Source organism: Rubritalea profundi, from assembly GCF_002954445.1.
In the GTDB taxonomy this organism is placed as follows: domain Bacteria; phylum Verrucomicrobiota; class Verrucomicrobiia; order Verrucomicrobiales; family Akkermansiaceae; genus Rubritalea; species Rubritalea profundi.
This window is the reverse complement of the sequence record NZ_MQWA01000001.1, coordinates 1,349,800-1,360,490: the sequence shown is the minus strand read 5'-3', so window position 1 is coordinate 1,360,490 and position 10,691 is coordinate 1,349,800. Positions and strand designations below refer to the sequence as shown.

Below are 10,691 nucleotides of genomic sequence, written 5' to 3'. Positions count from 1 at the left end.
AAATGCTACTTATAATGACTAACACCAATCAAGTTCCCAAACGAGATGGCGAGGCGCCGCTGATCTCTCTTGTTATACCGATGTTGAACGAACGTGACGGCATAGACGCTCTCTTCTCGGCTATTATTGAGGGGGTTAAAAATGTTCCCGCTCGTTTCGAAATCGTCGTTGTTGACGATGGAAGCACGGATGGCACTCACGAGGTGATTGAAGAGAAATTGAAATGCTTTTCTCAATGGCGACTTTTGAGCCTTTCCCGAAATTTCGGCCAACAACCAGCCTACAGAGCTGGTCTTGAAGAGGCGACCGGTGATGCGGTTATTTTTATGGAGGCCGATTTACAAGATCCCCCAAGTCTCATAGCCGAACTATTTGAAGAATGGCAGAAAGGCTACAAGGTTGTCACAGGTGTGCGTATGAGTCGCGCCGAAAAAGGTATGCGCCGCTGGGCTTTTGATCTTTATCATGTGCTTTTCTATCGCCTCACAGATCGAGTGATGCCAGCAAACAGCGGCATGTATTCGCTGATTGATCGAGTGGTTGTGGATCACCTCCTCAAAACTCCCGAAATTAATCTTTTCATTCCGGCACTGAAAAATTGGTTTGGTTATTCTCAAACGACAGTAAAATACGCACGTCTAGATCGTGCCGTGGGGCAACCCAAACAGACGTTAAGGAAGCTAGTGAACTACGGGGTAGACGGGTTGACCAGCTTCTCAGATCTACCGTTACAATGGATTTGAGTGGCAGGGGCCATTATTTCCGCCGCAAGTTTCAGCTACGCCGGATTCCTAACAATTTTGAAATTTTGTCAAATGATGGGCTATTTGGAATCATTGAAGGTTCAGGGATTTACAACCTTGGCCGTGGCAATTTTTTGCTTGGGAGGGGTGCAAATCATGTGCATCGGTATTCTAGGGCAGTATATGGCACGCATCTACCGTGAGATTAAAAAACGTCCACACTACATCATCGAGAAATCAGTTCAATCTGATGAAACTCAATAAAAAAGATTCTATATTACTATGGCTAAGTCTTTAAAATCGCCTGACAAGTATCGTTGGGCTCCACTCTTATTCTTCACTCTGATTGGACTGTTTTCAGTCAGCTGGGACAGTCTATGGATTGATGAATTCATGACTTACAAATATGCTTCGATAGTGAATATCAATGATATGTTTTTGAGTATGTACGAGGATAAATGCTCAGAAGTTCAGATGCCATTTTACGTCATTTACATGTGGGCATACACGAAGATTTTTGGAATTGGGGAATTTGCATTACGAGCTTCAGCTTTGCCATTTTTCATCTGTGGAATGACAGCGTTGGCTACCACGCTCCATCGCCGCTTCGGTTCTTATTTGCCAATTGTGATCGGCTACGGACTCAGCCCGTTCATTTGTTACTATCTTAACGAAGCTAGGCCCTATGCTATCCAAATCGGACTCTCCGCTCTAATCTTGGCTTCCTTAATTCGTTTGAATGAAGAGGCGGAAAATGACTCAACGAAGATCCAGAGATCACACAAGCGGTGGTTGAATATCTTCTGTGTGGCCGTGTTGTTACTTTCAGGAATCAGCATGCTTTGTCAGCTGTGGGTTTGGGCGGCTATACTTGCTGCTATTTTTATCCTACCAAAGCAGCGACTCATCTTCCTGATTCGTGAAAAAAAACTGGTATTGGCTGCCACTGGAGTGGGTTTGCTCGGAATTGGTTTTTACTATTTGTGGAGCCTGACGATTGGAGCCCTTGCCGCAACTACCGAGAGCCCTAATGTGTTTTCTATCATCTTCATCTTCTATGAGCAATTAGGGCTGACCGGGACGGGCCCAGGCCGCGCTGAGCTTAGGGAAGAGGGCGCTCGTGCCATTCTGCCATTCTTAATCCAACTCATCATTCACAGCGTATTGATTGGAAGCGTTTTTGTATTTGGCTGTGTCTATCTTTTACGAGAATGTAGGAAGAAGACAATAGTTTCGGTTGTGGTATGCGTATCTATTCCAATTGTTCTCATACTTGGCGCGGGAATATTGATGGAATTCCGCGTATTGGGTAGGCATTTCGCCCCACTGGCTGTTGCTATATTCCTAGTCTTCAGCTGCGGTATCAAGCTACTCGTTGAAAAACGCAATAAATGGAGCATCACTCTAGTTACCTTGTTTGTCATATTCCAGGCTAGTTCATGTGTTCTTGTGCGCTTTGAGGCTCGCCATAAAAGAGATAACTACAGACTAGCCGCAAGCCTGGCAAATCAGGCTCTAACTCAAAATAAGACCGTGTGGTGGAATGCGAATCCCATTGGAGCTACGTATTATCAGCTGCCCCAGCCACAATCTGATTCGTCTGAAAAATTTACTGTTGTCATCAATCCCTCTGCGCAGAATCTCGAGGAAAGAAGTTTACCAGATTTGGTGATTACTAGTAAAACGGACATTTTTGATAATCAAATGGCTTTAGCGCAATTTCTTGGAGCAAACGGTTATGTGAGCACGCAAGAGATCCACTCATTTGTTTTTTGGGAGAGGCCTGTGTCACCATGAAATTCTCCATTGTCACTCCAAGTTTTAGACAATTCGATTACTTGAAGCGCTGCGTTAGGAGTGTTGGGGATCAGGCCTCAGCTGTTGGTGTTGAACATATTATCCAAGATGCAAGTGGGGACCAAGCCTCTGACTGTTTTATGGAGTTTGTGACGGAGTTGGAATCAGTTCACTTTGTTCAAGAAAATGATGAGGGCATGTATGATGCCATCAATCGAGGATTTAAGAAGTCTCAGGGTGAGATCGTTTCATGGTTGAACTGTGATGAACAATACCTGCCTAAGACTTTAGAAAAAGTAGCCCAGTGGTTTGATGCCAACCCCGAGAAAGATATTTTATTTGGGGATGTGATTCTAATCGATAGCCATGGGGAGCTATTGTCATACCGGAAAGCTATGGTGCCCAATAGGAACCACATTCTAGCCTGTTTCTTGCCAACATACTCTGCGGCAACATTTGTTAGGAGGAGAGTTATCAAAGAAGGTTTTTTTCTGGACGATAATTATAAGGCCATAGCTGACGCGGTGTGGATACGAGATTTGTTAGGTGAGGGTTTTGTTGCTGGAGTATTAAATGAGCCTTTGGCGGTTTTTACTCAGACTGGTGAAAACTTAGGTCAGACTGAAATCTCGCATTTGGAGCACGAAGTTTGGAAAAAGAGCAAGGGATCCGTCTCTAGTGTGAATAAATACTTTTTATCGGTTATGCATAGATTCAGAAAACTGATCAATGGATGCTACCTGCCAAAATGGGTAAATGTGTCTATTTACCAGAACACTCAGACGAGTCGGCAATTAGTGAGTAAAACTCTAGGGGGTGTATGGAAAACCAAAAAATGATGGGAATGATTCCGAGCCGAGCAAAACTCATCAATAAGAGATAATGACTAAGCTATTACAAATACTTAATAGATATCTCGAGTATGGTGGCGAAGAAGGTTGCGCCTATAGGATGGGAGATGTTTTTCGAAATAAGATAGAGCTGTTTTCTTATATCGGATCGACTGCTGAAGAGCTGGAGAGGCCTTTGGGTAAGCTGAAAATGCCCTTCCTAATGCAAAAAAACGCGAGAGCTATTTCGGAGATAAGGCGTTTACAAAAGGAGCATCAATTCGATGTGTGGCAGATCGATAATGTTTTTCCTTCGCTATCAGTCGCTATTTATGAATTGGCAGACGAACTCTCTATACCAGTGATTCAATATTTACATAACTACCGATTTGGTTGTGTGGATGCTACTTATTTTAGAGCTGGCGGTGAATGTCATTTATGTAGCCCAGGGCATTATTTTCCAGGACTGAAGCATAAGTGCTGGAGAGGAAGTTCGATCGCGTCTTTGTCTATGGGTCTCGCGCTGAATAGGTTTTGGAGCAAGGGGGAACGTGCTATTTCAGTGTATATTGCTTTGAGTGAAGCGCAAAAAAAGAGGCACGTAGAAATGGGAATTTCTGCTGATCGGATTTGTGTGTTACCTCATTTTTTGGAAGTAGACGAGCAAGCTCTCGCGTCGGAACCCGCTCGAGATGGAGATGTTCTGTATCTGGGGCGTTTGACAGATGAAAAAGGCGTCATGCTTTTATTGAAGTCATGGCAGAAGGTGAAGTCTAAGGGGAGAATGCTACGTATTGCTGGGACCGGGCCGCTTGAGGACGAATTGCGGAATTACGTTCACGTGAATAATTTAAAAAATGTGGAGTTTCTTGGATTTGTCCCGAAAGAGAAACATCATGAACTATGGAGTCGTGCTTCATTCTTTGTAGCCCCTTCGATATGGGAGGAGCCTTTTGGCATGGTAATCCTAGAGTCTTGGCTCAACAAAAGGCCTGTCTTAGCTTCAAATCTAGGCAATTTCCCCGAGCTCATTGAGCATGGTGTTGATGGATGGCTTGCTGATGTAAACCCGGAGAGTTTTAGCAAGGAGCTACAGAAGGCGCTCGATGATACCGAAAGCTACAGTTCTATGGGGCTGACTGGATATGAAAAATTAATGAATGAATATAATAAAGATGTGTGGTTCGCCAAATGGAGGCGGATAGCTGACTCAGTTCTTGAAGTTCACTAATGCGATGCAGATTATAGGCAAAATAGTTGGGTTGATAGCACTAGCCATTGTGGTGAGTTGCGGTCTTACTTTGAGTTGGCCGTTATTGGCTCTGAGTGTTTTTTGCGTGGCTCTGATCGGCCTTCTGTTGGTTGTTGGGGGTCACAGTGATGTGCGCTTGAAGAGAGTGGATTGGTTAGTGCTGTGTGTGATCGGCTATTTCTCATACAGGATGTTCTTTTCTCCAGTGTGGGATTTGGCGAAGGAAGACCTGATGTTGATGGCCGGGGGCGTGATTGTGTACTACCTATCCCGCTTGAGGTGGCCGAGTCGCGGATGGGCCATAGTTTTCTCAAGTTGTGTGGTTGTGAACCTAATGGTTTACATCTTACAGATGACAGGGGTCGTTGTCTGGCTGCCTTTGGGTTTAGTTGATGAGTTTACTAGCCAGACGGCTTCTTTCGGCTTGTTTCAGGATTATGGAGCCTTGGGCAATGCGATGGCGGTGATCAGTGTGGTGTTATTTAGCTTTGCGCACTGCGCGCGTCATGTGGGTAAGAGGCTGCGTTGGATTGTTGGACTTATCAGCGTCCTCGCGCTCGTCCTTGTGTTCTTTTCGGGTTCGCGATCAGCAGTGATTTCTGTGGCGATGGCCGGTGGAGTGATGGTTCCTGTTTTGTGGTTGCGGACGGCAGGCCTAGATGTCCATCTAAGGAGGCGCGCTCGGTTATTGTTGGCTGGAGGGGCCTGCTGTGCGGCTGTTTTGGCCGCTTCTCTTTCATTGATGACCTTTGCCGAGCGTGACGGGAAAGTGCTGCAGACGGGAGTGGCGACCGAGTCAAATATCAGGCAGGGTTATTGGGGGATGGCTGTCGATCAATGGCAGCAAGCTCCTGTGCTGGGTCAAGGCGCGCGGACGTATTCCTATAAATCTAACGAATTTTGGGAGGGGATTCTGGCTTCTCATGAAGCGAGCCCAGAGTTTGTCCACAACGAGTATCTGCAAGTGCTCGCTGACTATGGGCTTGTTGGCTTGGTTATGCTGCTGATCTTGCTCGGAACGCATTGGTTCATCGCTTTGAGGTCTCTATTGTTGGAGGATAAAGTCTCTCGACGGAGCTGGATGCGGTTGGCTGGCTTGTTAGGCGTGACGGTGGTGATGGTGCATAGCTTTACCGATTTCCCGCTGCGCTTGCCTTTCAATATGTTTCTCGCGACAGTCTGCCTTGGGTGGTGTGCTGGGGGAGAGGAGAGAGGAAAGAGGAAAGAGGGAAATAAGGAAAGAGGAGAAAGGTTAAAGGAGAAAGGCCAAGATGATGGGGGTGAGGTAAGAGGGGAAAGGCTAAAGGAGAAAGGGGCTAGAAAGAGTTCAGAGTTCAGAGTTCAGTGTTCAGACTTGGGTGATGGAACGAAGAAAAATAAGGAAAGAGGAGAAAGGTTAGAGGGGAAAGGAGTCAGAAAGAGTTCAGAGTTCAGAGTTCAGTGTTCAGACGTGGATGATGAAACGAAAAAAAATAAGGAAAGAGGGGAAAGGTTAAAGGAAAAAGGCCAAGGTGATGGAACGAAGAAAAATAAGGAAAGAGGAGAAAGGATAAAGGATAGAGGGTTGGCTGTGGTGTTGATGTTGTTTTCTGCTGGGGTGGCGGTTTTTGCCGGGCGGGAAGTTTGGGCGGCGGCGCCTTTGTTAGTTGAGAAGCAGGCGAGGGAAGGTGGGGCATGGAGTCCGGTCGGCCATGAGGGTCTTTTGGAGTCGTATACATTAGCGAATGAGAGGTCAGCGGACTTTCGTAGGAGCCAGCGGATAGCTCAAATCTATCATTTAAATTATGCGCAGGGGGATGAGACCGCATTGGTGATGGCTGAGATGTTTTACAAGGAATCGTTAGGACGGCATCCCTACAATCCTGTACCTTTGCTAAATCTTGCGAATTTGTATAGGGACGCGGGAAGGTATGCTGCTGCTGAGATCTATTATGATCGTGCTGAGCCGTATGTGGCTGCACGTGATTGGTCTTTTAAATATTACACCCATCTGTCTGAACTGAAAATTGCCCAAGGCGAGAGAGCGTATGCTAAAGGGGAATTCGATGCCGCAGACCTCTTTCTGGCTGAGGCCTCTGAGACGGCCATGTCGGGTCAGTCGGCATCACAGCCACGCCAGCAAATTCAGCGAGATTGCTATGTCGCGCGGGTCCGTATGGCAGTTGAGCAGGGTGAATACGAAAAAACGGATGCGCTGTGGGCTGAGGCAAGGAAACAAGTGAAGCCGTGGATTCTCCGCGAAAAGGAGGCGATGGTCTACTTAGTTTTGGGAAATGCGTATTTTGAGGCCGCATCAGCCGAGTGGAAAGAGCGGAAGCCTGAGCTGGCTAAGCAACTTTTCCTAAAGGCGCAGAAATTTTATAAGCGTGATGTGAGTATTCGAAACGGTGTGGCTGATGAAAAGCGAGATGAGCGGTTTGAATTCGCTGAAAAAGCCCTCGAAGTTCTCAAGGCGGGCGGTTTTTAAATGTCGAGCCTTTGATTGGAAGTGGTGAAGGCCTTCAAATTGTTTGCATCAGAAATTTATAAATTGTATAACGTGCCCATAAGGAATTGACCCGTGGGGATTACGCTTCGGCCACGTTGAAGGTGAAACGTCATATAAGTATTTTAGAGCCCTAGACGCCAAGATGACATGAATAAGTATGAATAAGAAGAACGAGACAATCAAAGACTGGCTGAGGTCCCCCATAGCGCTCCCTCTTGGGCTGATCGCTCTCCTGTTCGTCTATTTTTTTGGGATGCATCAGATGAGTACAGACATTGAAGGGCGGGGGAGCACCATAGCCACTTGGCTTGTGATCTCGTGGAATCCTAGCAACGACCTCTTGCATGGTTATGTCGTGCCCTTCCTGTTCATCGCCTTTAGCTATCAGGCATTCAAGGTGATGCGAACCGAGCCCGACTCGAGCGGTCGGAGCGGTATCGCTATTTTACTTCTCGGGCTATTGTTTTTTGTGGCATCAGCCCGGACGATCCAGCCACGCATCGCATTGATTGGGCTGCCATTTTTGATTTCTGGTGCGGTGATTTACGCCTGCGGTTGGAAAGCTGGTAGGCACATGCTTTTTCCCGCATTTTTCTGGTGGTTTGCGGTTCCGGTTCCAGGGCTGAATCAGATGACCAATTTCCTTCAGGTCTTTGTCACCCAGGCCTGTTATTACGCGGGAAGTGGCTTGGGGATGGACTTGATCAATACCGGCAATGACATTCTCTCGGCCACTAACAAGTGGGATTTTAAGATTGCTGAAGGCTGCAGTGGGATTCGCTCGTTGATGGCACTGGTGATGATCGCCGCGATCTTTGCCTACTACACCCAGGAGGCATTGTGGAAAAAAGCGCTGGTTTTTGCCGCTGCGCTGCCACTCGCCTTGTTCGGCAATTTCTGCCGAGTATTCACCATACTAGTCCTCGCCGAATGTGGGTTTGAGGATTTCGCGGGTGGGCTCTACCACGACTTGGCGGGGCTTTTTATATTTTTCCCTGCTGCTCTTGGTGGCTTGATGGTATTGGATAGGGTATTGAACCCTAAGAGGTTCAAGAAAAAGGTGAAGGTCACTCAAAAGGGATAACGGCATGCAAGATTTGAAGAAAATGACGAAGCGCTTGTGGATCCTACTCGGGGTGTTGACCCTAGGATTCTCGATGATTTGGCTGCTGCCAAGGCAGAAAGAAATGGTCGTGTCTAGACTCTCTAAGGATCTCCCCGAAACCATTGCCGGCTGGCAAAGCAAGAAGCAGCAGGTGAGTGATGAGGAGAAAAAAGTGTTAGCCGATGACACCGAGTTTTCGCGTCGATCCTACTACAATCCAGCTCTCCCTGGGTTTGGAGGCGTAGAAGTATCCGTGGTTTTTTCCGGCAAGGACATCAACAATAGCCTCCACCGACCAGAGGTCTGCCTGCGTGCGCAGGGCTGGAACTTTGTGCGCGAGCGATCGCTGGTGATTCCTGGAATACTCGCCGGTGGCGAAGACCTGGCAGTGCGTGAGATCGCCTGTATCCGCCCCAGGGTGAAGCATGAAGGGGTGGAGCCGCCTAAGAACAAGGATGGTGACCCAGTCTACGACATGCGCATCCAGTACTATACCTTCTTCGGTGCCGAAAAAATTGTCTCAGGTCACTACGATCGAACTTTCGCTGACATTGAGGCGCGATTGATCCACGGCTACGACCAACAATGGGCCTACGCCACATTTAGTGTTGGAGTGACATCCGTTTACCGAGATCAAGGCTTCAATATTCCTGACGACCAAGTCTACGATGAAGAACAGAGCATCCAAATGATGCAAGAGCTCATGAAAAAGCTCCTCCCAAAAGTAGTCGCGGGACGCTCCAATGAATAATTAATAATGAACAATTAATAATTCCGTTGCAGAGACTCCAGTTCTTCAAAAACCTATCGCGCCCACGCGATCAATAACGACCTTAGACCTTCCGACCTTCGACACTCACCCCAACCTAAATTCTCCAACTTCTAAACAACAATCGCGTGCGCCAAAGGCGTTATACGCGACCCACACTCCCACACTCCCACACTCCTCACTTTCCCCTATTTTCTATTTCCTATTTCCTATTTCCTATTTCCTTAAAAATTCCCGATGCCCGCATCTTCCAAAAAAGAACAATTCTCGCTTCAAGCGCTTCAGTTATTTGATGCGTTCTTAGTGTGGGTGGGTTTTACTTTAGCTTCTGCATTCCGCTGGAATATATTGGCTCACGATTTTCAGGGAGTTGGGCTCGATAAGATCTCTTGGCTGCTTTTTGTGGTGGTGCCCTTCACCCCTTTGACGCTCGAGCTTTTCGGGTTTTACTCGAATATATTGAACAAAAAGGCCTCAGCCGCCCTCAGTAAGATTATTCAGGCTGGGGCAGTGATGACGCTCGCAGTCGGCATGTGCGTGCTGCTATTTCAGCTAGATCCATCTTCGCGCTTGGTTTTAGCGTTGGGTGGGTTTTTCTCCTGTATTTTTATCTTCATCCGCTTTGTCTGGGGGAGAAATATCCTTCGCCGTCGAGTGAAAAATGGAGCCTCGCGTGAGCGAGTAATCGTGGCGGGCTTGCCGAATGACACCGCAGAGTTTCTTAATGAGCTTTCCGCAGAAGTGATTGCTTACATTGAGGTGCGCGCCCATTTTGATTTGGGTACGCGCAATCCATTAGAGCTAGCAGATTTGATCGTGGCGGAATCCGCCCACCGGGTGATTATTTCCCCTAAGAATGTTCTCTTCGATAAGATTGGCGAAGCGGTCGAGGTCTGTGAAACACAGGGTGTGGAAGTCTGGGTCGCGGCTAACTTTATTCGCTCGCAGGTCGCACGTCCCACCTTTGACACCATGGGTAACAAGCCGATGCTGGTGCTCAAATCGACCCCTGAATTATCGTGGGCTCTGCTTGCTAAGTCAGTTTTTGATCGTTGTTTTGCCTTGGTCTTTATTGTGTTTAGCCTGCCACTGTGGCTATTTGCCGCCATCGGCATCATGCTGGCTGACCCTGGGCCTATATTTTTCCGTCAGCGTCGCTCAGGCAAGTACGGTAAGGAATTTAATATGTGGAAATTCCGCACCATGGCAGTCGATGCGGAGGCAAATCTAGCTCAGGTCAAAGAGCAAATGGGCAACCAAATGTCAGGGCCAGTATTCAAGCTCGATGACGACCCACGGGTTTTCCCCTTCGCCAGAATCCTCCGCAAAATGAGCATCGATGAGCTGCCACAGCTTTTGAATGTGCTCTCAGGCGATATGAGCATCGTCGGGCCTCGGCCACTGCCAGTCTACGAAGTGAAAGACTTTGAGAAAGCGGCCTACCGTCGTCGACTCAGTGTCAAACCCGGCATCACTTGCACCTGGCAGGCTGGTGGCCGCAATGAGATTACCAACTTTGAGGAATGGGTCGAAATGGACCTCGCCTACATCGATAACTGGTCGCTCTGGGTCGACCTTAAAATCATCGTGAAGACCATCCCTGCCGTGCTCTTTTTCAAAGGCGCGAAGTAGGCGCGGAGCGCCAATTAATAATTAATAATTAATAATTAATAATTAAGAATGAACAATTAAGAATTCCAGGGCAGT

At 47.5% G+C, this 10,691-nt stretch carries 9 protein-coding genes; all 9 read left to right on the top strand.

Annotated elements, in window-relative coordinates:
* On the top strand, positions 1-743 hold a 743-nt coding region (locus BSZ32_RS05910; RefSeq protein ID WP_105042581.1), incomplete at its 5' end, for a glycosyltransferase family 2 protein.
* Positions 744-1,007 (top strand): hypothetical protein, encoded by a 264-nt coding sequence (locus BSZ32_RS05905; RefSeq protein ID WP_129589615.1) that lies wholly within the window; start codon positions 744-746, stop codon positions 1,005-1,007. It abuts the gene before it with no gap.
* Between the two features lie 18 nt (positions 1,008-1,025).
* On the top strand, positions 1,026-2,540 hold the full coding sequence (locus tag BSZ32_RS05900) for a hypothetical protein (protein ID WP_105042579.1): 1,515 nt from the start codon (positions 1,026-1,028) through the stop codon (positions 2,538-2,540).
* Positions 2,537-3,379, top strand: coding sequence for a glycosyltransferase (locus BSZ32_RS05895; protein ID WP_105042578.1), 843 nt, complete (start codon positions 2,537-2,539; stop codon positions 3,377-3,379). The genes BSZ32_RS05900 and BSZ32_RS05895 overlap by 4 nt, the downstream gene beginning before the upstream one ends.
* 43 nt (positions 3,380-3,422) lie before the next feature.
* Positions 3,423-4,601 carry a glycosyltransferase family 4 protein gene (locus tag BSZ32_RS05890; RefSeq protein WP_105042577.1) on the top strand — a complete coding sequence of 393 codons (1,179 nt, stop codon included), beginning with the start codon at positions 3,423-3,425 and terminating at the stop codon, positions 4,599-4,601.
* Positions 4,588-7,089: an O-antigen ligase family protein gene (locus tag BSZ32_RS05885; RefSeq protein WP_165788672.1), complete on the top strand. Its 2,502-nt coding sequence runs from the start codon at positions 4,588-4,590 to the stop codon at positions 7,087-7,089. Before BSZ32_RS05890 ends, BSZ32_RS05885 begins: the two co-directional genes overlap by 14 nt.
* A 178-nt stretch (positions 7,090-7,267) precedes the next feature.
* Complete coding sequence (locus tag BSZ32_RS05880) at positions 7,268-8,194, top strand: exosortase/archaeosortase family protein (RefSeq protein ID WP_105042575.1); 927 nt, start codon at positions 7,268-7,270, stop codon at positions 8,192-8,194.
* Positions 8,195-8,216: 22 nt separating this feature from the next.
* Positions 8,217-8,966: an exosortase-associated EpsI family protein gene (locus tag BSZ32_RS05875; protein WP_165788671.1), complete on the top strand. Its 750-nt coding sequence runs from the start codon at positions 8,217-8,219 to the stop codon at positions 8,964-8,966.
* Between the two features lie 255 nt (positions 8,967-9,221).
* Complete coding sequence (locus tag BSZ32_RS05870; RefSeq protein WP_105042573.1) at positions 9,222-10,616, top strand: sugar transferase; 1,395 nt, start codon at positions 9,222-9,224, stop codon at positions 10,614-10,616.
* Positions 10,617-10,691: the final 75 nt, after the last annotated feature.